Raw genomic sequence first — 26162 nt, forward strand, 5'->3', positions numbered from 1 at the left:
ATGCGGGTACTGGTCGCCGAAGACGAACGGGCGCTGGCGGAGCTGATCGCCGAGGGGCTGCGCCGCCACGCCATGGCGGTGGACGTCGCCTACGACGGCGCGGCGGCACTCGAACGCGTCGCCGTCAACGACTACGACGTGCTCGTCCTGGACCGCGACCTGCCGGAGGTGCACGGCGACGACGTGTGCCGGGCCCTCGCCGAGAGCGGCGCGGACGTGCGGATCCTCATGCTCACCGCGTCCGGCGCCGTGCACGAGCGGGTCCAGGGTCTCGACCTCGGCGCGGACGACTACCTGCCCAAGCCGTTCGAGTACGCCGAGCTGCTCGCCCGGGTGCGTGCCCTCGGACGCCGCAGCCGCCCGCCGCTGCCGCCCGTCCTGCGGCGGTCCGGCGTCGTGGTCGACGCGCCGCGCCGCCAGGCGTTCCGCGACGGCCGTTACCTGCCGCTGTCCCGGAAGGAGTACGCCGTGCTGGAGGTGCTCATGCGCGCGCAGGGCTCGATCGTCAGCACCGAGGAACTCCTGGAACGCGCCTGGGACGAGAACACCGACCCGTTCACCACCGTCGTCAAGGTCACCGTCAGCAAGCTGCGCGGCAAGCTCGGTGATCCGCCCGTCATCATGACCGTGCCCGGCAGCGGGTACCGGCTGTGAGGCGCCTGCGCCCGCCCGCGACCGTGCGCGTACGGCTGACGGCCCTGTACGGAGGGCTGTTCCTGGCCGCGACGACCGCCGTGCTCGTCACCGTGAACCTCCTCCTCAAGCGGGTGCTGGACCGCAAGGTGATGATGTACGCCATCTCGGTGAAGAACACTCCCGCGCAGCCCTGCGATCCTCCGCCGGACCCCGCCCTGCTGGTCCAGCGGCGGCTGAACGAACTACCGGAGGGTTCGCCCGCGCGTACCGCCGCGACCCTGCGCTCCTCGGTGCTGGACTACCAGTGGGGGGTGACCCTCATCGCGGTGGCGGTGCTCGCCTGTGTCGCCGTCTTCGCCGGATGGTGGCTGGCCGGACGGGTGCTGCGGCCGCTGCACCGCATCACCGCGACGGCACGGCGGCTGTCGCTGGCCAACCTGGACGAGCGGATCGCCCTCGCCGGCCCACGCGACGAGCTCAAGGAGCTCGCCGACACCTTCGACGCCATGCTCGAACGGCTGGAACGGGCGGTCGAGAGCCAGCGCAGGTTCGTCGCCAACGCCTCGCACGAGCTGCGCACCCCGCTGGCGATCCAGCGCGCGGCGATCCAGATCGGGCTCGCCGACACCTCCCCGGAGCAGGTCGAACGCATGCGCGCGGAGCTGCTGGAGGCGAACCGCCGGACCGAGCGGCTGATCGACGGACTGCTCACGCTGGCCCGCGGCGAGCGCGGCCTGGACGCGCGCGAGCCCGTACGGCTGGACGAGATCGCGGAGGAGGCCGTGGCGGCGTCGCGGCCGGAGGCCGAGCGGGCCGGCGTCATGATCCGGCCGGTGATCGAACCGCTCACCGTCGCCGGCGACGCCGTCCTGCTGACCCAGCTCACCACGAACCTGCTGCACAACGCGATCCGCTACAACCACGAGGGCGGCGTGGTGGACGTCGGCGTCTCACCGGAGCGGGGCCTGACCGTACGCAACAGCGGCCCGGCGGTCCCCGCCGCGAGCGTGCCGGAGCTGTTCGAGCCGTTCCGGCGCCTGCGGACGAGGACGGGACGGTCCGACGGCGCCGGGCTCGGCCTGTCGATCGTCGCCGCGATCGCCCACGCGCACGATGCGTCCGTCGTCGCCGTGCCCAACCCGGGAGGCGGCCTGGACGTCGCCGTACGGCTGCCGGCCCTCCTCCCGGCCCTGGTCGAATAAGCAGAACGCCCGGCGGGAGATCCCGCCGGGCGTTCTGGAGAAGAACCCTCAGGCCTTCGGGGTCTCCTGGCCTCGCTTCACCACGCCGATCTTGGAACCGAGCCAGACCAGCGGGTCGTAGCGGCGCCCGACCACGCGCTCCTTCATCGGGATCAGCGCGTTGTCAGTGATCTTGATGTGCTCCGGGCAGACCTCGGTGCAGCACTTGGTGATGTTGCAGTAGCCCAGGCCGAACTCCTCCTGGGCGATCTGCCGCCGGTCGGCCACGTCGGCGGGGTGCATCTCCAGCTCGGCCGTGCGCATGAGGAAGCGCGGGCCGGCGAAGTGCTCCTTGTTCTCCTCGTGGTCGCGGATGACGTGGCAGGTGTTGTTGCACAGGAAGCACTCGATGCACTTGCGGAACTCCTGGCTCCGCTCCACGTCGACCTGCTGCATGCGGAACTCGCCAGGCTTCACGTCGCCGCCGTCGAAGGACGGGACCTCACGCGCCTTCTCGTAGTTGTACGAGACGTCGGTGACCAGGTCGCGGATGACCGGGAAGGTGCGCATCGGCGTGACGGTGACCGTCTCGTCCTCTTCGAAGGTCGACATCCGCGTCATGCACATCAGCCGGGGCTTGCCGTTGACCTCGGCCGAACACGAGCCGCACTTGCCGGCCTTGCAGTTCCAGCGGACGGCCAGGTCCGGCGCCTCGGTCGCCTGCAGGCGGTGGATCGCGTCGAGGACGACCTCGCCCTCGTTGACCTCGACGTCGTAGTCCTTGAGCTCGCCCTCGCCGCCGTCGCCGCGCCAGACCTTGAACTTCGCCTTGTAGCCCATGTCAGTTCTCCTCAGAGGGGAGCTCGCCCTCGGTCAGGTACTTCTTCAGCTCGTCGAGTTCGAAGAGCCCGATGAGGTCCTCCCTCATCGGCTCCATGTCCTGCCGCTTGAGCTCGACGGAGCCGTCGCCCAGGTTGCAGACGAGGTTGAGCTTGCGCCACTCGGGCGACATCTGCGGGTAGTCGTCGCGGGTGTGGCCGCCACGGCTCTCCTGGCGCTCCAGCGCCGCCTTCGCGACGCACTCGGAGACGATCACCATGTTGCGCAGGTCCAGGGCGAGGTGCCAGCCCGGGTGGTAGCCCCGGCCGCCCTCGACCGAGACGTTGTTCACCCGCTCGCGCAGCTTGCCGAGCGCCTCGATGGCCTGCTCCAGCTCGCCCTCGCGGCGGATGATGCCGACGAGGTCGTTCATCGTCTGCTGGAGCTCCTGGTGGACCGCGTAGGGGTTCTCGCCGCCCTCGCGCCCGTACGGCTCCAGGGCCTCGGCCATCGCGGCCTCGACCTCGGCCTCGGGCACCTCGACGGTGACCGACGAGGAGTACTCCGAGGCGCCCAGGCCGGCCCGCCGCCCGAAGACGAGCAGGTCGGACAGGGAGTTGCCGCCGAGGCGGTTGGAGCCGTGCATGCCACCGGAGACCTCGCCGGCCGCGAACAGGCCGGGCACGAGCGCCGCGCCGGTGTCCGGGTCGACCTCGACGCCGCCCATGACGTAGTGGCAGGTCGGGCCGACCTCCATGGGCTCGGCCGTGATGTCGACGTCGGCCAGCTCCTTGAACTGGTGGTGCATCGACGGCAGCCGCTTGATGACCTGCTCGGGCTTGAGCCGGGAGGCGATGTCGAGGAAGACGCCGCCGTGCGGTGAGCCGCGGCCGGCCTTGACCTCGGAGTTGATCGCGCGGGCGACCTCGTCACGCGGCAGCAGCTCCGGCGGGCGCCGGTTGTTGTCCGCGTCCTCGTACCAGCGGTCGCCCTCTTCCTCGGTCGTCGCGTACTTGTCCTTGAAGACGTCCGGGATGTAGTCGAACATGAAGCGCTTGCCGTCGGAGTTCTTCAGCACGCCGCCGTCGCCGCGTACGGACTCGGTGACGAGGATGCCCTTGACCGACGGCGGCCAGACCATGCCGGTCGGGTGGAACTGCACGAACTCCATGTTGATCAGCGACGCGCCGGCGAGCAGCGCGAGGGCGTGCCCGTCGCCGGTGTACTCCCAGGAGTTGGAGGTCACCTTGAAGGACTTGCCGATGCCGCCGGTGGCGAGCACGATCGCCGGGGCCTCGAAGACCACGAACTTGCCGGTCTCGCGGATGTAGCCGAACGCGCCGCAGATCTTGCCCTCGGCGTCCTTCAGCAGGCGGGTCACGGTCGTCTCGGCGAAGACCCGCAGCCGCGCGTCGTAGTCGCCGAACTCCCGGTGGTCCTCCTGCTGAAGGGAGACGATCTTCTGCTGGCAGGTGCGGATCAGCTCCAGGCCGGTACGGTCGCCGACGTGCGCCAGGCGGGGGTACTCGTGCCCGCCGAAGTTGCGCTGGCTGATCTTGCCTTCCTTGGTGCGGTCGAACAGCGCGCCCCAGGCCTCCAGCTCCCAGATGCGCTCCGGGGCCTCCTTGGCGTGCAGCTCGGCCATGCGCCAGTTGTTCAGGAACTTGCCGCCGCGCATGGTGTCGCGGAAGTGGACCTGCCAGTTGTCGTTGGCGTTGACGTTGCCCATCGCGGCCGCGGCGCCGCCCTCGGCCATGACCGTGTGGGCCTTGCCGAACAGCGACTTGGAGATGATCGCGGTCTTCTTGCCCTGCAGCCGTGCCTCGATCGCCGCGCGCAGCCCGGCGCCGCCGGCGCCGATGACCACGACGTCGTACTGCAGCCTTTCGATTTCAGTCACTTGTGGTGGTCCTTAGTTGAAGATCCGCAGGTCGGAGAAGGCGTGGCCCGAGACGAGCGCGACGTACGCGTCGGTCAGCGCCAGCGTGCCGAGCGTGATGAGCGCGAACTGCCCGTGCCGGGTGTTGAGCTTGCTGACCTGCGTCCAGAGCCAGTAGCGGACCGGGTGCTTGGAGAAGTTCTTCATCCGCCCGCCCACGACGTGCCGGCAGGAGTGGCAGGACAGGGTGTAGCCCCACAGCAGGATGACGTTGACCCACAGGATGATCGTGCCGAGCCCGATGCCGAAGCCGCCGTCCGCGCCGTGGAACGCCTTGATCGCATCCCAGGTGTTGACGAGGGAGATCAGGCCGGCGATCACCCAGAAGTAGCGGTGCGCGTTCTGCAGGATCAGCGGGAAACGGGTCTCACCGGAGTAGGCGCCGGGCGTCTTGCGCGCCGGGCTCTTGTCCGGGACCGCGCAGGCCGACGGCGTCAGCCAGAACGCCCGGTAGTAGGACTTCCGGTAGTAGTAGCAGGTGAGCCGGAATCCCAGCAGGAACGGCAGCGAGATGAGCGCGTACGGGATGAAGAACGGCAGGTGGGCAGGTACGAACGTGCCGAAGTCCGCAGAACCGGGCTTGCACGCGTCGCTGACGCATGGAGAGTAGAACGGCGTCAGATAGTGGTATTTGTCCACCCAGTAGTAGTTGCCCATCATCGAGCGCACGGTCGCGTAGATGACCCAGGCCGCGAAGATGACGAACGTCACGAGCGGGCTGAGCCAGTAGCGGTCCTTGCGTAGGGTGCGCGCCGGGATCTGGGCCCGATCCTTGGACGGCGCGTCCACCGTTGTCTGCGTCATGCGGGAGTCTCCATCGAAGGCACACCACCTGGGAGGGCTGGCGGTGCTCGAGCCTCTCCTCTGATCAGGGGCGCTCATACGTTATTAGGGAGTTGTCACAGCCGCGATACGAGGCGCGATCAGCCTGTGTGAATCTCCCCACTTACTGGCCAGTAGCTCGGCCTGTATCCACTTTTGGGGCGAATGTCGGGCTGTAACCGTCAGTGTCCGTTCCCGAGGACGAGAGTGCAAGGCGATGGTCACTCCCTCGCCGCATCGCCCCACAGGCCGCTCGCGCCTCACTACGATTTCGCCTGCAACCGATACGTCTGTGACGGGAGTGCCGATGCGGGGCCGGAGTCACTTCGGGCCGGGGGCGTACGTCGTCCGCTACGCGTGGTGGGGACCGGCCGTGCCCGCCGTCCTCGGCGCCGCCATCATCACCGGGTTCGTGCTCGGCGTGACCGCCCATCCGCCGGCGCTGGACTGGCGTCCCGGCCACCACCTGAACCCCTGGGGCTGGACGAAGTACGGCGCGCAGTGGCTGATGCCGCTCGCCGGCCTCGGGCTGCTGGTGTTCGCCGGCGTCGGCCTGCGCCGTGTGGTCAAGCGGAGGGTGGCCTTCGCGGTCGCCCGCAGGGGCGTGTACTGGTGCCCGTCCGGCAAGCCCGCGAAGGCCGAGTGGTTCGCCTGGGACGAGGTCACCGCGATCGAGTTCCACTCGGCCGAGGGCGGCTCCGGGGGACGCGGCGCGGTCGCGCTGCGTGGGTACGCCCCGGACCCCGACGACCGCCCGCGCCTGGTCTCCACGCGCCTCGGCGGCTGGCGGATCGCCCCGCGCCGCCTCGGCCGCGCCCTGCGGGAGTTCGCGCCCGACGTGGAGGTCATCTCACGCTGAGCCGGTGCGGTGGACGCCCGGCGGGAGGTCGCCGCGGGCCTCCGCGTCAGTGAGGAAGCCGAGCAGTGTCTCGTGGAACGCCTGCGCGGCGTGCGTCGGATGGACGTCCTTGCGGTGGGCCAGCGCGACCGTACGCTGCAGGCCCGGCGGTGCGAGCGGGGTGCCGACCAGGCCCGGCCGCCCGGACAGCACCATCGAGGGCACCAGGGCCACGCCCAGCCCCGCCTCGACGAAGCGCAGCACCGCGTCCATCTCGCCGCCCTCCACCGCGAAGGTCGGCTCGAACCCCGCCTGCCGGCACGCCGCCAGCGTCGCCTCGCGCAGGTCGTACCCGCTGCGGAACATCACCAGCGGCTGGTGCCGCAGGTCCTCGATCCGCACGTACGGGCGTTTCGGCGGGTCCGCGCTCGGCGAGACGACGACGAGCTCCTCCCGCAGGATCGGCGCGGTCTCCAGCGCCGGGTCCGTGCTCTGCAGCGGCAGGATGATCAGAGCCAGGTCCAGGTGCCCGCGCGCCAGGTCGCGTACGAGGTCGCGTGAGCCGCCCTCCTCCACGCGCAGCTCGATGCCCGGATAGCGGCGGCGGAAGCGCGCCAGGGCGTCGGCGAGCAGGCCCGCGAACAGCGACGGGGTCGCGCCGAGCCGTACGCGGCCACGGCGCAGGCCGGTGAGGTCCTGCACCTCGCGCCGCGCGGTCTCCACGTCGGCGAGGATGCGCCGCGCGAGCGGCAGCAGCGCCTCGCCGGCCGGGGTCAGCGTGATGTTGCCGCGCGCCCGGCTGAACAGCGGCGCGCCGAGGTCGGACTCCAGCGTCTTGATCTGCTTGGACAGGGACGGCTGGGCGACACGCAGGGTCTCCGCGGCGCGTGTGAAGTGCCTCACCTCCGCGACGGCGACGAAGTACGAGAGTTGCTGTAGCTGCACTCTCCATAGCGTACGGCTATCGAAACGAGCGTCATCATGTCTTGGACGTACTAACGGAACCGGACATACGGTCCGCAATGTGTCGCCTCGCTCCAGCACTGTGACCGCGCCCCGCCCCGCAGCGGCGGCGCCACCCCGTCGCCTGTACGGCTCGTCGGTCGGTAAGAAGGCCGTCATGGCGGTGACCGGGGCGATCCTCGTCCTCTACCTCGTCGCCCACATGATCGGCAATCTCAAGATCTTCCTGGGCCGCGCCGACTTCGACCACTACGCGCACTGGCTGCGCACCATCGGCGAGCCCGCGCTCCCGCACCGGGTCTTCCTGACGATCACCGAGGCGGTGCTGACCGTCGCCGTCGTCCTGCACATGTGGTCGGCGGTCTCACTCGCCCGGCGGGCGCGCAAGGCGCGGCCGGTCCGGTACGCGGCGCGGCCGGCGGCGCACGAGAACCGGTACGCCACGCACGTCATGCGCTACGGCGGGGTCGTCATCCTGCTGTTCGTCATCTGGCACCTGCTGGACCTGACCTTCGGCGCGGTCAACCCCGAGGGCGGCGGCGCGGAGCCGTACGACAAGGTCGTCGCGGACTTCGCCCCCTCCCACTGGTACGTCACGGTGTTCTATGTCGTCGCCGTGGTCATGGTCGGGCTCCATCTGAGGCACGGGATCTGGAGCGCCTTCCAGACGCTCGGCTGGGGCCGGTCGCGCCGCTACCGCGCCCTGCGGCTGTTCGCCGACACGGTGGCCGCCCTCCTCGTACTCGGCTTCGTGTCGGTACCCGTTTTCGTGACGATCGGAGTGGTCTCGTGAGTGAGCCCGACGCAGTGAGCGGAGTGAACGGCCGACGGAGGAGGCCGTTCGCGGAGCGAATGAGGGGGGCGAGCGAACAGTGAACCCGCATCTGTTCACCGAGGGGGAGCCGATCCGCGATGAGCGGGCGCCGGACGGGCCGATCGCGGAACGCTGGGACGAGCGGCGCTTCGGCGGCCGGCTGGTCAACCCGGCGAACCGCCGCAAGCTGTCGGTCATCGTCGTCGGCACCGGCCTGGCCGGCGGTTCGGCCGCCGCGACGCTCGGCGAGCTCGGCTACCAGGTCAGGTCGTTCTGCTACCAGGACAGCCCACGCCGCGCGCACAGCATCGCCGCGCAGGGCGGCATCAACGCCGCCAAGAACTACCGGGGTGACGGCGACAGCGTCCACCGGCTCTTCTACGACACCGTCAAGGGCGGCGACTACCGCTCACGCGAGTCGAACGTCTACCGCCTCGCCCAGGTCAGCGTCGAGATCATCGACCAGTGCGTGGCCCAGGGCGTGCCGTTCGCCCGGGAGTACGGCGGCCTGCTCGACACGCGTTCGTTCGGCGGCGTCCAGGTCTCCCGTACGTTCTACGCGCGCGGCCAGACCGGGCAGCAGCTGCTGCTCGGCGCGTACCAGGCGCTGGAGCGGCAGGTCGCGGCCGGCACCGTGGAGATGTTCACCCGGCACGAGATGCTCGAACTGATCGTCGTCGACGGCGTCGCACGCGGCATCGTCGCCCGCGACATGGTCACCGGCGAGATCGAGACGCATACCGCCGACGCCGTCGTGCTGGCCTCCGGCGGGTACGGCAACGTCTACTTCCTGTCCACGAACGCCAAGGGCTGCAACGTCACGGCGACCTGGCGGGCGCACCGCAAGGGCGCGCTGTTCGCCAACCCCTGCTACACCCAGATCCACCCGACCTGCATCCCGCAGAGCGGCGAGCACCAGTCGAAGCTGACGTTGATGTCGGAGTCGCTGCGCAACGACGGGCGCGTGTGGGTGCCGGCGTCCCGCGGCGACGGCCGCGCGCCCGGCGAGATCCCCGAGGACGAGCGCGACTACTACCTGGAGCGTCTCTACCCCTCGTTCGGCAACCTCGTGCCGCGCGACATCGCCTCCCGCGCCGCCAAGAACGTCTGCGACGAGGGCCGCGGCGTGGGCCCCGGCGGGCTCGGCGTCTACCTCGACTTCGCCGACGCGATCGGGCGGCTCGGCCGCGGGGCCGTCGCGGACAAGTACGGGAACCTGTTCGAGATGTACGAGCGCATTACCGGCGAGGACCCCTTCGAGGTGCCGATGCGCATCTACCCGGCGGTGCACTACACGATGGGCGGCCTGTGGGTCGACTACGACCTGCGGTCCACGATCCCGGGCCTGTTCGTGATCGGCGAGGCGAACTTCTCCGACCACGGCGCCAACCGGCTGGGCGCGTCCGCGCTGATGCAGGGCCTGGCCGACGGCTACTTCGTACTGCCGAACACCATCAGCGACTACCTCGCCGACGGACCGTTCGAGAAGATCGGCGACGACCATGAGGCGGTCGTGGCGGCCCGTGCGGCGGTCGGGGAGCGCATCGAGCGGCTGCTGTCGATCGACGGCGACCGTACGCCGGACTCCTTCCACCGCGAGCTCGGCGCGCTCATGTGGGAGTACTGCGGCATGGAGCGTACGGACGAGGGCCTGCGCAAGGCGCTGGACCGCATCCGCGAGCTGCGCGCGGAGTTCTGGAGCGGCGTCAAGGTGCCGGGGGAGAACGAGGAGCTCAACCAGGCGCTGGAGAAGGCGGGCCGGATCGCGGACTTCTTCGAGCTGGCCGAGCTGATGTGCGTCGACGCGCTGCACCGCACGGAGTCCTGCGGCGGCCACTTCCGCGCCGAGTCCCAGACGCCCGAGGGTGAGGCGCTGCGCGACGACGAGAACTTCGCCTACGTCGCGGCCTGGGAGTACACCGGCACCGGCGAGGCCCCGGTCCTCCACAAGGAGAACCTGGAGTACGAGAACGTGAAGATGGTCCAGAGGTCCTACAAGTGAGCGAACCCCGACGCGGTGCGCGGAGCGAATGAGGAGGGTGAGCGAACCATGGGCATGAGACTGACACTGAAGATCTGGCGGCAGAGGGACGCGGGCGACAAGGGGCGGATGGTCCCGTACGAGCTGGACGACGTCTCGCCGGACATGTCCTTCCTCGAGATGCTCGACGTGCTCAACGAGCGGCTGATCCTGGAGGGTGAGGACCCGGTCGCGTTCGACCACGACTGCCGTGAGGGCATCTGCGGCATGTGCTCGCTCGTCATCGACGGCGCCCCGCACGGCCCGCAGCAGGCCACGACCACCTGTCAGCTGCACATGCGCCACTTCGAGGACGGCGACGTCATCACGATCGAGCCGTGGCGCGCCGCGGCGTTCCCGGTCATCCGGGACCTCGTCGTGGACCGCTCGGCGTTCGACCGGATCATCCAGGCCGGCGGCTACGTCAGCGCGCCGACCGGCTCGGCGCCCGACGCGGCCGCCGTCCTCGTGCCCCAGGCGGACGCGCACGACGCCTTCGACGCGGCCACCTGCATCGGCTGCGGCGCGTGCGTCGCGGCCTGCCCGAACGCCTCGGCGATGCTGTTCACCGCCGCGAAGGTCACCCACCTCGGCCTGCTGCCGCAGGGGCAACCCGAGCGGTCCGGCCGGGTGACCTCGATGGTCGCCCAGATGGACGCCGAGGGCTTCGGCGGCTGCACCAACACCGGAGAGTGCACCGCGGTGTGCCCCAAGGGCATCCCGCTCGAGACCATCTCCCGGCTCAACGCCGACCTGCTCAAGGCCGCCGCCAGGCGCTGAAGAACCTCACGGCCCGGGAGAAGGGAACGTCCCCCCCTTCTCCCGGGCCGTGATCTTTCACGTCCGGAGCGACCTGGATGACGTGCCGCCCACCCCGCGCCGGCCGAATCTTCGGTACCTTCTCCCCGCTGACACCGGGTGGTAGGAATGTTTCGATCTCGACACGTTTTCGGGAAACAACTACCGTCACTTGTCGCGCTTTGGCCAAGGTAGCTCCCATCTGTGCGGCTTATGGAGGCTTGATGAAGGTCAAGGGGATGCTCGCCGGCGTCGTCGCCGTCACGATGGCGGCGTCGGTCTCGGCATGTGGTGGCGGTGGCGGATCCGACAGCAAGACGAAGACCTTCACGTTCGCGAACATCGAGCCGGAACATCTGATCCCGGGCAACACGAACGACGCGTATGGTCTCAACGTCGAGAACGCCCTCTTCGACACGCTGATGACGCTCGACGCGAACGGCAAGCCGATACCCCAGGACGCGGCGTCGGTGGAGTCGGCCGACCAGCGGGTCTGGACGATCAAGGTCAAGCCGGGGCTGACGTTCCACAACGGCGAGCCGGTCACCGCGCAGAGCTTCGCCGACGCCTGGAACGCCACGGCCGACGCGACGAACGCCTGGGGCAACAACTACTACCTCGGCACGATCGACGGCTACGACGACCTCAACCCCGACAGCGGCAAGCCCAAGACGCACACGCTCAAGGGCCTGAAGGTCATCGACCAGCAGACCCTGCAGGTGACGCTGAAGCAGCCGTTCAGCCAGTTCCCGTACGTGCTGTCGTTCATCGGCACCGCCCCGATGCCCAAGGCCGCGTTCACCGACCTCAAGGCGTACGAGCAGAAGCCGATCGGCAACGGGCCGTTCATGATGGACGGCTCGTGGGAGCACAACCGGCAGATCAAGACGAAGGCCTACCCCGGCTACAAGGGTCCCCGCCCGGCCAAGTCGGCCGGCGTGGTGTTCAAGACCTACGCGAGCCGTGACGCCGCCTACACCGACCTGCGGGCCGGCAACGTCGACATCGACACGCAGATCCCGGCCGCCAAGGTGCCCGAGGCCAAGCGCCTGCTCGCCAAGCGCTTCCTGAGCGTGCCCAGCGGCACGATGGACTTCCTTGAGTTCCCGCTCTACGACCCGGCTTATCAGAACCCGGACCTGCGCAAGGCGATCTCGATGGCGATCGACCGGCAGGCCATCGTGAACGCGGTCTACAACGGGACCTTCAAGCCGACCGGCTCGCTGCTCGCGCCGATCGTGCCCGGCTACCGCGCCACCGCGTGCGGCGAGGCGTGCACCTACAACCCGCAGGCCGCCAAGCAGCTGTTCGACCAGGCCGGCGGCTTCAAGGGCACGATGCACCTGATGTTCTCCAACGCCGACCCGACGTACGAGCAGTGGATGACCGACGTCGCCAACCAGCTCAAGCAGAACCTCGGCATCGCGAACATCACGTTCGACAAGGTCCAGGCCTCGGACTACATCGGCAAGCTGATCGACCACAAGGGCACCGGGCCGTACCGCAGCAACTGGACGATGGACTACCCGAGCCCGGAGGACTACCTGACGCCGCGGTGCAGCAAGCCCAGCCGCAGCGGGTACGACGGCACGGCGTGCGAGGCTCTCATCATGAAGGCCAACGCCGCCAAGACCCCGCAGGAAGCCCAGCAGTACTACCAGCAGGCCGAGAACCTCGTGCTGAAGGACATGCCGACCACCCCGCTGTGGAACTGGCAGGACCAGGCCGGCTACTCCAGTCACATCGGCGGCGTGCACGCCGACCCGTACGTGACCACGCTCGTCCACCTCGACCAGGTGACGGTCAAATAGCGTGTGGCGCTATGTCGTACGGCGCCTGCTGCAGATGGTGCCGGTTCTGATCGGGACGACGCTCCTGATCTACCTCGCGGTGTTCGCGCTGCCCGGGGACCCGATCCGGGCCCTGGGCGGCGACAAGCCGATGCCGCCGGCCGTGTACGCGTCGCTGCGACACCACTACCACCTCGACGAGCCGCTCATCGTGCAGTACGGCCACTACCTCTGGGGCCTGGTGCACGGCGACTTCGGGGAGACGCTCAACGGCCAGTCCGTCGCGGACGTGATGAAGACGGACTGGTCGGTCACGGCGCGGCTCGCCATCACCGCGTGGGTCTTCGAACTGGTCGCCGGCATCACGCTCGGCGTCTGGGCGGGCCGCCGCAAGGGCGGCGTCGTCGACACGCTGGTGCTGAGCGGCACGACGCTCGTCATCGCGGTGCCGACCTTCGTCCTGGCCTACTGCGCGCAGCTGATCTTCGGGCTGAAGCTCGGATGGTTCCCGACGGCCGGCATCGACGACGGCTGGCCGTACAGCTATCTGCTGCCCGGCATCGTGCTGGGCTCGGCGAGCCTGGCCTACATCGCGCGGCTGACCCGTACGAGCCTCGTGGAGAACTTCCGCGCGGACTACGTGCGCACGGCGGTGGCCAAGGGCCTGCCTCGACGGCGCGTGCTCGTACGGCACACGCTGCGCAACTCCCTCATCCCGGTGATCACCTACCTGGGCGTCGACCTCGGCTCGCTGATGGCCGGGGCGATCGTGATCGAGGGCATCTTCAACCTGCCCGGCATCGGCGGGCAGATTTTCACCGCCATCCAGATCAAGGACGGCCCCACGGTGGTGGGCATCGCGACGCTGCTCGTGCTCGTCTACCTGTTCGCCAACCTCGTGGTGGACATCCTGTACGGCGTCCTCGACCCCAGGATTCGCTATGAGTGAGACGACCGAGGTCGCGGCGACGGCGCAGACCGGGGCGGTGGTCAGCGGCGGGTCCGCCTCGCTCTGGGGCGACGCGTGGCGCGACCTGTGCCGCCGCGTGACGTTCTGGGTCGCGGTGGTGATCCTGGCGTTCATGGGGCTGCTCGCGGCCTTCCCGTCGCTGTTCACGAGCGTCGGCCCGAACGGCGGCTGCGACGTACGGCAGGCCAAGCTGCGGCCGAAGTCGTGGAACCCGTTCGCGGGCGGCGACCACCCGTTCGGCACCGACACCCACGGCTGCGACTACTGGGCGCAGATCGTGCACGGCACCCGCGCGCCGATCATCGTCGGCTTCCTGGTGACCGGCATCGCGCTGGTCCTCGCCATCACGCTCGGCTCGCTGTCGGGTTACTACGGGCGGCTGCTGGACGCGTTCCTCTCGCGCCTCACCGACGTCTTCTTCGGCCTGCCGCTGCTGCTCGGCGCGCTCGTCATCTTGACCGCGTTCCCCTCGCACGGGGTGTTCACCGAGTCGTTCGTGCTCGGCCTGCTGTGGTGGCCGACGATGACCCGGCTCATGCGCGGCCAGGTGCTGTCCGTACGCGACGCCGACTACGTCCAGGCGGCGCGCCTGCTCGGCGCCCGCGACCTGCGGATCGTGGTCCGCCATATCCTGCCGAACGCGGTCGCGCCGGTGTTCGTCTACGCGATGCTCAACGTCGGCGTGGTGATCGGGTACGAGGCGACGCTCGACTATCTCGGCGTCGGCCTTCAGTACCCCACGGTCTCGTGGGGGCTGCAGCTCAGCCAGGCGCAGGAGATCTTCACCGACTACCCCTACCTGCTGATCTATCCGGCCGTGTTCCTGACCGCGACGGTGCTGAGCTTCCTGCTGCTCGGCGACGCCGTACGCGACGCCCTCGACCCCAAGCTCAGGTGAGCGAAGAGATGAGCCCTCTGCTCGAGGTCGAGGACCTGCACGTGGAGTTTCGCGCGCGCGGGTCGGCGGTCAAGGCCGTGAACGGGCTGTCGTACACGCTGGAGGAGGGCGAGACGCTCGCCATCCTCGGTGAGTCCGGGTCCGGCAAGAGCGTGGCCGCGCAGGCCGTCATGGGCATCCTCGACATGCCGCCGGCGCGGATCGCGGGCGGCTCGGTGCGCTTCCGCGGCACCGAGCTGCTCGGCCTGCCCGAGAAGAAGCGGCGGACCTACCGCGGCGCGAAGATCGCGATGATCTTCCAGGACGCGCTGTCCTCGCTGAACCCGGTCCACCGGGTCGGCGACCAGATCGCCGAGATGCTCATCGTGCACCGCGGGGCGTCGCGCCGCGAGGCACGCGCGCGGTCGGTCGAGCTGATGGACCGCGTGCGGATCCCGTCGGCGGCCGAGCGGGTGAACGACTTCCCGCACCAGTTCTCCGGCGGCATGCGGCAGCGCGTGATGATCGCCATGGCGCTGGCGCTCGAACCCGACGTGCTGATCGCCGACGAGCCCACCACGGCGCTCGACATCACCGTGCAGGCGCAGATCATGAAGCTCCTGGCGGAGCTGCAGGCCGAGATGGCGATGGGCCTCATCCTGATCACCCACGACCTCGGCGTGGTGGCCGACGTGGCCGACCGCATCGCGCTGATGTACGCCGGACGCGTCGTGGAGGAGGCCGCGGTCGAGGACCTGTACGCGCGGCCCGCGCACCCCTACGCCGAGGGGCTGCTCCTCTCGGTGCCGCGCATCGACGTACGCGGACGGGAGCTGACCCCGATCAAGGGCGCGCCGCCGAACCTCGCCGCCATCCCCGCAGGATGTCCCTTCCATCCCCGCTGCCCCCGTGCCAGGGACCGGTGTTCGACAGAGGTTCCCGAGCTACGGGCCGTCGAGGGTGCCTCCGACCGGTCCGGAGCCCGGTCCGAGGCACCCTCGACCGGGCACCGGAGCGCGTGCCACTACGCCGAGGAGGTCTCCGGTGGCCGATGAGATCCTCTCCGTACGGGATGTGACCAAGCACTTCCCGCTGACCCAGGGCGTGCTGTTCCGGCACGAGATCGGGCAGGTCAAGGCGGTCGACGGAGTGTCCTTCGAGCTGCGCAAGGGGGAGACGCTCGGCCTGGTCGGGGAGTCCGGCTGCGGCAAGAGCACCCTCGCCCGGATCCTCATGGGCGCCGAGCGGCCGACCTCCGGCAGCGTGCGCTTCGAGGACCGCGACGTGTTCGCCCTATCGCGGCCGGAGCTGCGCGCGCTGCGCCGCCGGATGCAGCTCGTCATGCAGGACCCGTACACCTCGCTCAACCCGCGGATGACCGTCGGCGACATCGTCGGTGAGCCGTTCGCGGTGCACGGCGACCCCGAGGGCGGACGCCGCAAGCGCGTACGGGAGCTGCTGGAGATCGTCGGGCTCGACCCGGACCACGTGAACCGCTACCCGCACCAGTTCTCCGGCGGCCAGCGGCAGCGGATCGGCATCGCGCGCGCCCTCGCGCTCCGGCCGGACGTGATCATCTGCGACGAGCCGGTCTCCGCGCTCGACGTCTCGGTCCAGGCCCAGGTCATGAACCTCCTCGCCGACCTGCAGCGGGAGTTCGGGCTGTCCTACGTCTTCATCGCCCACGACCTCGCCGTCGTACGCCACATCTCCGACCGCGTCGCGGTGATGTACCTCGGCAAGATCGTCGAGACCGGCGACGAGGAGCAGATCTACGACCACCCCACGCACCCGTACACGCAGGCGCTGCTGTCCGCGGTCCCGGTGCCGGACCCGACCAAGCGCACCGGGCAGATCGTCCTGGAGGGCGACGTGCCGAGCCCGACGAACCCGCCGTCCGGGTGCCGGTTCCGTACGCGCTGCTGGAAGGCCGAGGAGATCTGCGCCACCGAGGAGCCCGCGCTGGAGGCCCGGCCCGGCCGCTCGGCGCACCCGAGCGCGTGCCACTTCGCCGGCGAGTCGGATCGCTCCTGAGAAAAAGGGTTCGCGGCTGATCAAAGCGCATGGGTAACGTCGGGAGGTCCACTTCTTCCCGGTCCAGGGGATCCTCATGCGCTCGCTTCCCGTACCCGACCCTGGCACGCCCGATCGCCGCTCGCCGACGCGTTTCCTGCTGTGGGTGGCCCGTGTCCAGGCCGCCGGCATGGCCGGCGGCGCCGCGTGGGGCGTGCTCTGGATGGTCACCCAGGCCCTGATGCCGGCCACGATCGGCCGCGCCATCGACGCGGGCATCACGGTGAGGAACACCGACGCGCTGCTCCTCTGGTCCGGCGTGCTGCTGGGGCTCGGCGCGGTGCAGGCGGTCGCCGGCGTGATGCGGCACCGGTTCGCGGTCGCCAACTGGCTGGGCGCGGCCTTCCGCACCGTCCAGGTGACGACCCGCCACGCGGCGCACCTGGGCGCGACGCTGCCCAAACGCCTCGCGACCGGAGAGGTCGTCAGCGTGGGCATCGCGGACGTGTCCCAGATCGGCAACGCGATGGACATCACGGCGCGGGGCGCCGGCGCGGTCGTGGCGATCATCCTGGTCGGCGCGATCCTGCTGTTCACCTCGGTGCCGCTCGGCCTGGTCGTCCTGGTCGGCGTGCCGCTGATGGCGGCCATCGTGGCGCCGATGCTGCGGCCGCTGCACCGGAGCCAGAAGCACCAGCGCGACCTGCAGGGCGAGCTGACCACGCGGTCCACCGACATCGTGTCCGGGCTGCGCGTGCTGCGCGGCATCGGCGGCGAGCAGGTGTTCGCCGGCCGCTACCGCGAGGAGTCGCAGGCGGTGCGCGCCGCCGGGGTGCGGGTCGCCCGTAGCGACTCCCTCCTGGAGGGCGCCCAGGTGCTGCTGCCCGGCCTGCTGGTCGCGCTGGTCACCTGGATCGGCGCGCGGTTCGCGCTGTCCGGCCAGATCACGATCGGCCAGCTCGTGTCCTTCTACGGCTACTCGGTGTTCCTGGTCGAGCCGATGCGGACCCTCACCGAGGCCGCCGACAAGATCACCAAGGCGCACGTCGCGGCGCGCCGGGTCATCCGGATCCTGGCGACCGAGCCGGAGCTGCCCGACGAGGGCCGGCTCACCGAGGCCGCCGGCGACCTGGTGGACGAGGCCTCCGGCCTGACCGTGCGCCCGGGACGCCTCACCGCCGTGGCGGCGGCCTCGCCGGAGGACGCCCAGGCGATCGCCGACCGGCTGGGCCGGTTCGCCGACGGCGCGGTGACCTGGGGCGGTGTGCCCGTACGCGACCTGCGGCTGCCGGCGATGCGCGAGGCCGTCCTGGTCTCCGACCCCGGTGCGCGGCTGTTCTCCGGGCGGCTGCGCGAGGAGCTCGGCGAGGGCGGCTCGCTGGACGAGGCGCTGCACGCGGCGTGCGCCACCGACATCGTCGAGGAGCTGCCGGAGGGCCTGGACGCCGAGGTGGCCGAGGGCGGCCGGGAGTTCTCCGGCGGGCAGCAGCAGCGGCTCAAGCTCGCCCGCGCGCTGGTCGCCGACCCGCAGGTGCTGATCCTGGTCGAGCCGACCTCGGCAGTGGACGCGCACACCGAGGCGCGCATCGCGGGCCGGCTCGCCGGCTTCCGCCGCGGGCGTACGACGGTCGTGTGCACGACCAGCCCGCTGGTCCTGGACTGGGCCGATGAGGTGGCGTTCGTGGAGTCGGGGCGGGTGACGGCGGCGGGCTCGCACCGCGACCTGCTCGCCACCGCCCCACGCTACGCCGCGACCGTGACACGAGAGGAGGAGGCGTGAGCGATACACGCGAGACGCCGCCCGAACAGGCCGCGTCGGCGAACGAGGGGATCCTTCCCATCGCGACGCCCGCCCAGGTGCGGGAGTACGCACGGCGGCTGACCCTGGCCTACCCGCGTCAGCTCGGCCTCGCGCTGGGCCTGCACGCGCTCGCGGCCGTCGCCGGGCTGGCCGCGCCGTGGCTGCTCGGCGACCTCGTCGAGGACGTGCGCCGGGGGACCTCCCACTGGACGGTCGACCGGATCGCGCTCGCCATCGCGGTGTTCGTGATCGCGCAGGGCGTGCTGCTGAGGTTCGCCGTGTACGCCTCGGCGCGGCTGGGCGAGAAGGTCCTCGCCCGGCTGCGCGAGGAGTTCGTGGACCGGGTGCTGGAGCTGCCGCTGTCCACGGTCGAGCGGGCCGGGACCGGCGACCTGATCACCCGGACCTCGCGCGACGTCGACATCCTGTCGCGCAGCGTCCGGTACGCCGTGCCTGAGACGCTGATCGCCGTCGTGACCGGCGTCTTCGCGATCGGCGCGCTCGTGCTCGTCGGGCCGCTGACCGCGCTGCCCTGCCTGATCGGCGTGCCGCTGCTGTGGAGCGGCACGCGGTGGTACCTCCGGCGGGCCCGCGACGGCTACCTGTGGGAGAACGCGGCGTGGGGCTCGGTCACGGCCGGGCTCACCGAGACGGTCGAGGGCGCACGGACGATCGAGGCCCTGCGGCTGGAGGAGCGCCGCGTCGCGCGGACGGACGCCGACATCTCCGGCGCGTGGGCGGCCGAGCGCTACACGCTGGGCCTGAGGACGCTGTGGTTCCCGATGGTCGAGATCGGCTACGTCCTTCCGGTGGTGGCGACGCTGCTGCTGGGCGGCCTGTTCTACACCTGGGGGCTCGCCTCGCTGGCGCAGGTCACCGCCGCGACGCTCTACGTCCAGCAGCTCATCGACCCGCTCGACCGGCTGCTGTCGTGGATCGATGAGCTCCAGCTCGGCGGAGCGTCGCTGGCACGGCTGCTGGGCGTCTCCGAGGCGCGTCTGGACCGGGCGCCCGCGGTGGCGCGCCCGTCCGACGAGCGCATCACGGTGGACGGCGTCCGGTACGCCTACCGGCCGGGCCACGACGTGCTGCACGGCGTGGACCTGCGGCTTCGGCAGGGAGAGCGGCTCGCCATGGTCGGCCCCAGCGGCGCCGGCAAGTCCACGCTCGGCCGCCTCATCGCCGGGATCCTCCGGCCGCGTGCGGGCACGCTCGCGGTCGGCGGCGTTCCGGTGGCGGACCTGCCGCTGGAGGACCTGCGCGGGCATGTGGCGCTCGTCACCCAGGAGCACCACGTGTTCAAGGGAACGGTCCGCGACAACCTGGTGATGGCCAGCCCGGACGCGCCGCCCGCCGAGGTCGAGGCGGCGCTGGCGGCGGTCGAGGCCGGCTGGGTGTTCGAGCTGCCGGAGGGCCTGGACACCCAGGTCGGCACCGGCGGCCTGGCGCTGTCGCCGGCGCAGGCGCAGCAGCTCGCGCTGGCCCGGCTCGTGCTGGCCGACCCGCACACGCTGGTGCTGGACGAGGCGACCTCGCTGCTCGACCCGCGGGCGGCGCGGCATCTCGAACGCACGCTGTCGGCGGTTCTCGAAGGCCGTACGGTCGTGGCGATCGCGCACCGCCTGCACACGGCGCACGACGCGGACCGGGTCGCGGTGGTCGAGAACGGCCGGATCGCCGAGCTCGGCAGCCACGACGAGCTCATCGCCGAGGACGGCTCCTACGCCGCGCTCTGGCGGTCGTGGCACGGCGGGCCGACGGAGAAGAGCGTGGTCACGAACGAGTCGGGCTGAGCAGCGGGCGCAGCAAGGTGCCGACCTCGCGGAGGATGAGGGCGGCGCACGCGTGGTAGCCCTCACTCGGCCCGCCGTACGGGTCCGGGACGTCGTCCACGCCCACCCAGGGCAGGTCCGTACGCCGCCGGGCGGCCGACCGGACCAGCGCCCGCGCGCGAGCGGCGGCGTCCCCTGAGGGCGCCGCCGCCCCGCCGGCCGACCGGGCGAACTCCCGGAGCGCGAACGTCCGGTCCCGCGCCTCCGGGCTGCCCGTCAGGATCGCCTGGCGGTGCCCCTCCTCCATCGTGAGGACGAGGTCGGCGGCGGCGACGATCGCCGGGGTCAGCAGCCGCCCGCGGTGCCCGTCGTCCTCGATGCCCAGGGCCCGCAGCGCCGCCGCCGACCCCGGAGCGATCGGGCTGCCCTCGTGCCCGTACACCCCGGCGCTCTCGACCACGACGCCGTCCGCCCCGCCGGCCCGCAGGCCGTGCCGGAGCATCGCCTCGGCCATCGGCGACCGGCAGATGTTGGCCGTGCACACCACGACGATCCGGAAATCCCCCATACCGGGCAGCGTCTCCTAAAGGGCCTTCTTGAGGAAGTCGACCTGCAGGAGCATGAGGTTCTCCGCGACGACCTCCTGCGCCGCGATGTGCGTGACGCCCGACAGCGGCAGCACGCTGTGCGGAAGGCCGGCCGAGAGCAGCGCCGAGGAGAACCGCAGCGTGTGCGCCACCACGACGTTGTCGTCGGCCAGCCCGTGGATGACCATCAGCGGCCGCATCGCGCCCGGATCGACCTCGGCGGCGGCGCGGATCAGGCTCGCCCGGTCGTACGGCTCCGGGTCCTCGGACGGGTCGCCGAGGTAACGCTCGGTGTAGTGGGTGTCGTACAGCGTCCAGTCGGTGACCGGGGCGCCCGCCACCGCGGCGTGGAACACGTCGGGACGGCGCAGCACCGCCAGCGCCGCGAGGTAGCCGCCGAAGGACCAGCCGCGGATCGCCACGCGCGACAGGTCGAGCGGGAAGTGCTCGGCCGCGGCGTGCAGGGCGGCCACCTGGTCCTCCAGCACCGGACCGACCACGTCGCGGTGGATCGCGCGCTCCCAGGCCGGGCCGCGGGCCGGGGTGCCGCGCCCGTCGGCGACGACGACGGCGAAACCCTGGTCGGCGAGCCACTGCGACTCGGCGAAGGCGCGCCGTGTGGCGAGCACGCGCTGCGCGTGCGGGCCGCCGTACGGATCCATGAGGACGGGCAGCGGCTCGTCGCCGGTGTAGCCGGCGGGCAACAGCACGGCGGTGCGGATCTCCCGCTCGCCGGCCCGGATCAGGTTGACGTTCACCTCGACGGCGGGCGTCTCGGCGTGCGAGACGATCTCTCCGAGGGCCTTGCCGGCCCGCAGGACCGTCGTCCGGTTGCCGAACCGGTCGAGCCGGCCGCCGGTGATCACGGTCGTGCCGCCCCTGCGCCGCCCGCCGAACACGCCGCTGCCCTCGCTCAGCCGGGTGAGGCCGCTGCCGTCGTAGGCCCACACGTGGACCTCGGTGGGCTCGTCGGAGGCGGTGAACAGGACCGTGTCGCCGTCCACGTCGAGCACGGAGCGCACCTGGAGCCCGCCCGGGGTCACCGGCTCGCCGTCGACGAGCAGCCGCCGCGCCACGTCGTCCTCCGACACCCACACGAGGTCGCCGCTCGCGGTGCGGGCCGGGACGCCGGGGACGATGTCGAGCCAGACGTCGTCGGTGTCCTCACGGACGAGGTCGGTACGCCCGGTGGCCGGGTCGGCGGACAGGATCCGCATGATCTTCTGGTCGCGGGTCTGCACGACGAGCAGGACGCCGCCCGCGCCCCAGCTCACATCGACGAGGTACGGGAAGGTCTCGCGGTCCCACTCGATCGGCTGCCGTCCGCCGTCGAGGCGCAGCACGACCAGCGAGACGTCGGCGTTGGGCGTGCCCGCGGCGGGGTAGGCGACCTCCACCGGCGTCCGCTCCGGGTTGGCGGGGTCGGCGATGTGCCAGCGGCGTACCGGGGACTCGTCGACGCGGGCGGCGATCACCGCCTCGCCGTCCGGGGCCCACCAGAAGCCCCGCATGCGCTGCATCTCCTCCGCGGCGACGAACTCCGCCAGCCCGTAGGAGACCTGGTCATCCTCCGGCTCGGCCAGCGCGCGGTCCGCGCCGGACTCCACCTCGATCACGCGCAGGGCGCGGCCGGAGACGTACGCGACACGCCGTCCCGCAGGGTCCGGGCGCGGGCCGAAGACGGGCGTGGCGGCCTCCAGCGCCCGTGCGCCGGACTCGAGGTCGGTGACGAAGAGCCGCCCGGACAGCGCGAAGACGGCCATCGTCTGCTCGGCGTCGGTGGCGTACGCGGTGATGCCGCCGGCCTGCTCGCGGGCGCGCTCCCGCCGGGCCCTCTCCTCGGCCGGCAGGTCCTCCTCGCCCGGTACGTCGAGGGTGCGCGGGTCGACGACGAGACGTTCCTCGCCGGTCGAGCCGTCGCCGACGTCGAGCGTCCACAGGCACGTGACCGGATCGGTGCCGTGTCGTGACCGCAGGAAGACGACCCGGGCGCCGTCGGACGACACGAGGAAACCGCGTGGAGCGCCGAGGGTGAATCGCCGGGTTAGAGCGCTCTGCCGTGGGAAACTGATCGCCATGCCTCCGATCCTGCCAGCCGGACACGGCCGCCGTGTAGACGGCCGCCGCTTGGATCGAACGGCTACGGTTGCAGTTGCAGTGAACCGACGACTTCCCCCACAGGAGCATTGATGCCGGACGGCCGTCCGCTGAAGCCGGGCGACCCGGCTCGGCTGGGCTCGTACACCTTGATCGCACGACTGGGAGAAGGCGGCCAGGGGGTCGTCTACCTCGGCGAGTCCGAGTCGGGGGACCAGGTCGCGGTCAAGCTGCTCCGGGCCGACCTCGCCGACGACGACACCGCGCGGAGCCGCTTCCTGCGCGAGCTCGAGGCGGTCAAGCGGGTCGCGCGCTTCTGCACGGCGCAGGTGCTCGACGCCGACGTCGACGGCGACCGGCCCTACATCGTGAGCGAATACGTCCCCGGCCCGTCGCTGGCCCAGCTCGTCTCGTCCGAGTCACCGCGGTCCGGCGCCGACCTGGAGCGGCTGGCCATCGGCACGGTGACGGCGCTGGTCGCCATCCACCAGGCGGGCATCGTGCACCGCGACTTCAAGCCGCAGAACGTCCTGATCGGCCCGGACGGCCCGCGCGTGATCGACTTCGGCATCGCGCGGGCGCTCGACGCCGCCGCCACGATGACCAACTCGGCCATCGGGACGCCCGCCTACATGTCGCCCGAGCAGCTCACCGCCAAGGAGCTGACGCCCGCGGCGGACATCTTCTCCTGGGCCTCGACGATGGTCTACGCGGCCACCGGTCAGTCGCCGTTCGGGCAGGACACCGTCATGGCGGTGATCCACCGGATCATGAACGAGCCGCCGGACCTCGGCCCGATCGAGGAGCCGCTGCGCGGCATCGTCGCCGACTGCCTGGCCAAGGAGCCGGCGCAGCGCCCGCAGACCCAGGCGCTCCTGATGCGCCTGCTCGGCGAGGAGGGCCTCACGCCCGCCGGGCCGGCGAGCGCCGACCCGCAGACCGCGATCATGGATCAGGGCGCGGCGTTCGCCGGCACGGCGGCGGCGGCGTCCTCGGCGTCCTCGGCGTCCTCGGCGTCCTCGGCGTCGTCTGTGGTCCCGCCGACCGCGCCGGTCTCCTACGTCCCGCCGACCTCGCCGACGCTGCCGCCGGTCGCGACCCAGCCGGGCATCGGCGGATCCGGCCGTACGCTGTCGACCCGCGCGGCCGTGGCGGCCCTGGCCGGGCTGGTGGTCGCGGTCGGGGTGATCGCGATGGTCGTCTGGGCCGCGTCGAGCGGCAGCGGCCATAAGCCCGGGGGCACCGTGCAGACGCCCGGCCCCTCCAGCGCGCCCGCGACCTCCGTCGAGCCCAACCAGCCGCTCTCGCCGACCCATCGTCAGCAGGGCGGCTCGGCCCCGCCGGAGAGCGACGAGCCGGAGCCCTCGACGTCGCCGCCGGCCACCCACCCGACGGGGCACACCTCCGAACCGGATGATGAGACGACGCCGCCGGACGACGGCGACACCTCCGAGCCCGGCGACGGCGGAGCCAGCGTCAACCCGGGCAGTGGCGATGGCGGCGATGGCAGGACTCAGCCGGCCGCGCACGCGACCTGACAGGGAGATGAATGCCTGACCTGCGAATGCTGCTCGTGCACGCGCATCCGGACGACGAGTCGATCGAGACCGGCGCCACGATGGCCAAGTACGCGGCCGAGGGCGCGTACGTCTGCCTGGTGACGTGCACCCGCGGCGAGGAGGGTGAGGTGATCCCGCCGGATCTTCAGCACCTGACCGGAGACGCGCTGGGCGAGCACCGCACCGGCGAGCTGGCGCGGGCCTGCGCCGCCCTGGGCGTGGCGGACCAGCGCTATCTCGGCGGCGCGGGGCGCTGGCGCGACTCCGGGATGATGGGCGAGCCCGCCAACAACGACCCGCGCTGCTTCTGGCGGGCCGACCTCGACGAGGCGACCGCCGAGCTGGTGCGGATCGTCCGCGAGGTGCGCCCGCAGGTCATCGTGACCTACGACGACAACGGCTTCTACGGCCACCCCGACCACATCCAGGCCCACCGGGTGGCCCGGCGCGCCTTCGACCGGTCCGCCGACCCCTCCTACGGCGAGGGCGAGCCGTGGGCCCCGTCGCGGCTCTACGCCACCGCGATCCCGCTGTCCACGCTGGCGGCGGAGGTGGGCCGCGGCCCGTTCGAGCGGGTGCGGTCGGTACGGGAGTACGGCTTCGGGGTGCCGGACGAGCAGGTCACCACCCGCATCGACATCGCGCCCTACCTCCCGGCGAAGGTGGCCGCGATGCGCTCGCACGCCACCCAGATCACCATGGCGCCGCCCTACTACGCGCTCTCCAACGACGTGGGACTGCCGATCTTCGACGCCGAGTACTACACGCTCCTGGCGGGAGAGCCCGGCGTACCGGGGGATGACGGACGCGAGACCGGTCTCTTCCACCCGGTAGCCTGACCGGCTGTGGAACAGACGACGGGCCCGTACCCTCCCCAGCCCCCGCCCGAGCCCACCCCGGAGCCGGCCTTCCTGATCGGCCTCGCCTACGGGGTGCTCGCCGTGCTGGGCGTCGTGCTGGGCGTGATCGGGTCGTTCGAGTTCTCGTGGGGCTTCGGCGACGTCCCGGTGGCGGCGATCCTGCTGTCGGCGGTCAACCTCGCCGCCTTCCGCGCGGCCGGCTGGGCGATGGAGAGCAAGCTCGGCGCGGTCGTCCCGGCCCTGCTGTGGATGATCATCTTGGTCGTGCTGTCGAGCCGGCGGCCCGAGGGCGATCTCGTCGTCACCGGTACGGCGGCGGGCTATGTCTACATGTTCGGCGGGGCGGCCGCCGCCCTGGTCGCGATCGGCTGGACCCGATCCGCCCGCCCGTGGATGCTCAGCGGCGCGCCGAGGGCACCGGAGGCCCGATAACCGACCGGCCGGTAACATCCGGGTGACAGGCCCTTCGCCGGGCGCTTCGAGGCGGTCTGAGGGGGACGATCCGATGTCCGCGGGCGTCGACCCCGGCGAATACCGTCGCGTGGCCGGGCGATTCGCCACCGGCATCACCGTCGTGACGGCCGTCCTGGACGGCACCGCCCACGCGATGACGGTCAACGCCTTCACGTCCGTCTCGCTGGACCCGCTCCTCGTGCTCTTCTGCCCCGAGAAGATCGCGCGCTTCCATGACGTCGTGACCGGCGCCGGCGCCTGGGCCGTCTCGGTGCTCGGCGAGGAAGCCGAGGAGACCTCACGGTGGTTCGCGACGCGCGGGCGGGAGATCGACGGCCGGCTGAACGGCCGGCCGTCCCACCCGGGCCCCCGCACCGGAGCGCCCATCCTCGACGAGGCCATCGCGGCCCTCGAGTGCCGTACGCACGCGGTCCACGACGGCGGGGACCACAGCATCGTCGTCGGCGAGGTGCTCGGCGTCAGCAGCCCGGACCCCGATGGCAGCCCCCTGTTGTACTACGACGGGAGCTACCACCGGGTCCATCCGCGCTGA

23 protein-coding genes are annotated in these 26162 nt (G+C 71.3%); 17 read left to right on the forward strand and 6 right to left on the reverse strand.

Annotated features, from left to right (window positions below; translation table 11 throughout):
• Both QWU11_RS08580 and QWU11_RS08585 read left to right on the forward strand, forming a co-directional pair.
• On the forward strand, nt 1-654 hold the full coding sequence (locus QWU11_RS08580; RefSeq protein ID WP_290104515.1) for a response regulator transcription factor: 654 nt from the start codon (nt 1-3) through the stop codon (nt 652-654).
• A complete protein-coding gene (locus QWU11_RS08585; protein WP_290104516.1) occupies nt 651-1838 on the forward strand; it encodes a HAMP domain-containing sensor histidine kinase in 1188 nt (395 codons plus the stop codon). Before QWU11_RS08580 ends, QWU11_RS08585 begins: the two co-directional genes overlap by 4 nt.
• A 48-nt stretch (nt 1839-1886) precedes the next feature.
• Here the strand turns inward: QWU11_RS08585 and QWU11_RS08590 are convergent, their stop codons facing one another.
• Genes QWU11_RS08590 through QWU11_RS08600 form a run of 3 tightly spaced genes read right to left on the reverse strand, consistent with a single transcriptional unit; the run spans nt 1887 to nt 5379 of the window.
• On the reverse strand, nt 1887-2657 hold the full coding sequence (locus QWU11_RS08590; protein WP_290104517.1) for a succinate dehydrogenase/fumarate reductase iron-sulfur subunit: 771 nt from the start codon (nt 2655-2657) through the stop codon (nt 1887-1889).
• A 1-nt stretch (nt 2658) separates the two neighbouring features.
• Nucleotides 2659-4536, reverse strand: a complete 1878-nt coding sequence (locus QWU11_RS08595) for a fumarate reductase/succinate dehydrogenase flavoprotein subunit (RefSeq protein WP_290104518.1) — start codon at nt 4534-4536, stop codon at nt 2659-2661.
• A gap of 12 nt (nt 4537-4548) precedes the next feature.
• Nucleotides 4549-5379 (reverse strand): hypothetical protein, encoded by an 831-nt coding sequence (locus QWU11_RS08600; RefSeq protein ID WP_290104519.1) that lies wholly within the window; start codon nt 5377-5379, stop codon nt 4549-4551.
• Nucleotides 5380-5704: 325 nt separating this feature from the next.
• Here QWU11_RS08600 and QWU11_RS08605 point away from each other — a divergent pair, with 325 nt between their 5' ends.
• A complete protein-coding gene (locus tag QWU11_RS08605) occupies nt 5705-6256 on the forward strand; it encodes a hypothetical protein (protein ID WP_290104520.1) in 552 nt (183 codons plus the stop codon).
• On the opposite strand, the gene QWU11_RS08610 is transcribed toward QWU11_RS08605, so the two are convergent.
• Nucleotides 6248-7180: a LysR substrate-binding domain-containing protein gene (locus QWU11_RS08610; protein ID WP_290104521.1), complete on the reverse strand. Its 933-nt coding sequence runs from the start codon at nt 7178-7180 to the stop codon at nt 6248-6250. The two genes, QWU11_RS08605 and QWU11_RS08610, sit on opposite strands and share 9 nt — an antisense overlap.
• Before the next feature lie 100 nt (nt 7181-7280).
• Between QWU11_RS08610 and QWU11_RS08615 the strand changes: the two genes are divergently transcribed.
• The 10 genes from QWU11_RS08615 to QWU11_RS08660 all read left to right on the forward strand — a co-directional run bounded on the left by QWU11_RS08615 (nt 7281) and on the right by QWU11_RS08660 (nt 20074).
• Nucleotides 7281-7991 carry a succinate dehydrogenase cytochrome b subunit gene (locus tag QWU11_RS08615; protein ID WP_354670823.1) on the forward strand — a complete coding sequence of 237 codons (711 nt, stop codon included), beginning with the start codon at nt 7281-7283 and terminating at the stop codon, nt 7989-7991.
• Between the two features lie 79 nt (nt 7992-8070).
• Nucleotides 8071-10014 carry a fumarate reductase/succinate dehydrogenase flavoprotein subunit gene (locus tag QWU11_RS08620; protein WP_290104522.1) on the forward strand — a complete coding sequence of 648 codons (1944 nt, stop codon included), beginning with the start codon at nt 8071-8073 and terminating at the stop codon, nt 10012-10014.
• A gap of 54 nt (nt 10015-10068) precedes the next feature.
• Complete coding sequence (locus QWU11_RS08625; RefSeq protein ID WP_290104523.1) at nt 10069-10812, forward strand: succinate dehydrogenase/fumarate reductase iron-sulfur subunit; 744 nt, start codon at nt 10069-10071, stop codon at nt 10810-10812.
• A 242-nt stretch (nt 10813-11054) separates the two neighbouring features.
• Nucleotides 11055-12641: an ABC transporter substrate-binding protein gene (locus tag QWU11_RS08630; RefSeq protein ID WP_290104524.1), complete on the forward strand. Its 1587-nt coding sequence runs from the start codon at nt 11055-11057 to the stop codon at nt 12639-12641.
• A gap of 1 nt (nt 12642) precedes the next feature.
• A complete protein-coding gene (locus QWU11_RS08635; RefSeq protein WP_290104525.1) occupies nt 12643-13569 on the forward strand; it encodes an ABC transporter permease in 927 nt (308 codons plus the stop codon).
• Complete coding sequence (locus QWU11_RS08640; protein WP_290104526.1) at nt 13562-14488, forward strand: ABC transporter permease; 927 nt, start codon at nt 13562-13564, stop codon at nt 14486-14488. The genes QWU11_RS08635 and QWU11_RS08640 overlap by 8 nt, the downstream gene beginning before the upstream one ends.
• An 8-nt stretch (nt 14489-14496) precedes the next feature.
• On the forward strand, nt 14497-15522 hold the full coding sequence (locus QWU11_RS08645; RefSeq protein ID WP_290104527.1) for an ABC transporter ATP-binding protein: 1026 nt from the start codon (nt 14497-14499) through the stop codon (nt 15520-15522).
• Nucleotides 15512-16501 carry a dipeptide ABC transporter ATP-binding protein gene (locus QWU11_RS08650; protein ID WP_290104528.1) on the forward strand — a complete coding sequence of 330 codons (990 nt, stop codon included), beginning with the start codon at nt 15512-15514 and terminating at the stop codon, nt 16499-16501. Before QWU11_RS08645 ends, QWU11_RS08650 begins: the two co-directional genes overlap by 11 nt.
• A gap of 76 nt (nt 16502-16577) precedes the next feature.
• Nucleotides 16578-18260, forward strand: coding sequence for an ABC transporter ATP-binding protein (locus tag QWU11_RS08655; RefSeq protein WP_290104529.1), 1683 nt, complete (start codon nt 16578-16580; stop codon nt 18258-18260).
• Nucleotides 18257-20074 carry an ABC transporter ATP-binding protein gene (locus QWU11_RS08660; RefSeq protein WP_290104530.1) on the forward strand — a complete coding sequence of 606 codons (1818 nt, stop codon included), beginning with the start codon at nt 18257-18259 and terminating at the stop codon, nt 20072-20074. The genes QWU11_RS08655 and QWU11_RS08660 overlap by 4 nt, the downstream gene beginning before the upstream one ends.
• Here QWU11_RS08660 and QWU11_RS08665 read toward each other — a convergent pair.
• Both QWU11_RS08665 and QWU11_RS08670 read right to left on the reverse strand, forming a co-directional pair.
• Nucleotides 20055-20621 (reverse strand): hypothetical protein, encoded by a 567-nt coding sequence (locus QWU11_RS08665; RefSeq protein ID WP_290104531.1) that lies wholly within the window; start codon nt 20619-20621, stop codon nt 20055-20057. The two genes, QWU11_RS08660 and QWU11_RS08665, sit on opposite strands and share 20 nt — an antisense overlap.
• A gap of 15 nt (nt 20622-20636) precedes the next feature.
• Nucleotides 20637-22718, reverse strand: a complete 2082-nt coding sequence (locus QWU11_RS08670) for a S9 family peptidase (RefSeq protein WP_290104532.1) — start codon at nt 22716-22718, stop codon at nt 20637-20639.
• Between the two features lie 111 nt (nt 22719-22829).
• Between QWU11_RS08670 and QWU11_RS08675 the strand changes: the two genes are divergently transcribed.
• The 4 genes from QWU11_RS08675 to QWU11_RS08690 all read left to right on the forward strand — a co-directional run bounded on the left by QWU11_RS08675 (nt 22830) and on the right by QWU11_RS08690 (nt 26162).
• Nucleotides 22830-24275 (forward strand): serine/threonine protein kinase, encoded by a 1446-nt coding sequence (locus QWU11_RS08675; RefSeq protein ID WP_290104533.1) that lies wholly within the window; start codon nt 22830-22832, stop codon nt 24273-24275.
• Between the two features lie 11 nt (nt 24276-24286).
• A complete protein-coding gene (gene mshB, locus QWU11_RS08680; RefSeq protein WP_290104534.1) occupies nt 24287-25135 on the forward strand; it encodes an N-acetyl-1-D-myo-inositol-2-amino-2-deoxy-alpha-D-glucopyranoside deacetylase in 849 nt (282 codons plus the stop codon).
• A gap of 6 nt (nt 25136-25141) precedes the next feature.
• Nucleotides 25142-25588 carry a DUF6113 family protein gene (locus QWU11_RS08685; RefSeq protein ID WP_290104535.1) on the forward strand — a complete coding sequence of 149 codons (447 nt, stop codon included), beginning with the start codon at nt 25142-25144 and terminating at the stop codon, nt 25586-25588.
• Between the two features lie 73 nt (nt 25589-25661).
• Complete coding sequence (locus tag QWU11_RS08690) at nt 25662-26162, forward strand: flavin reductase family protein (protein WP_290104536.1); 501 nt, start codon at nt 25662-25664, stop codon at nt 26160-26162.

The sequence above is a fragment of the Actinomadura sp. DC4 genome, from assembly GCF_030406325.1.
Classification (GTDB): Bacteria; Actinomycetota; Actinomycetes; order Streptosporangiales; family Streptosporangiaceae; genus Actinoallomurus.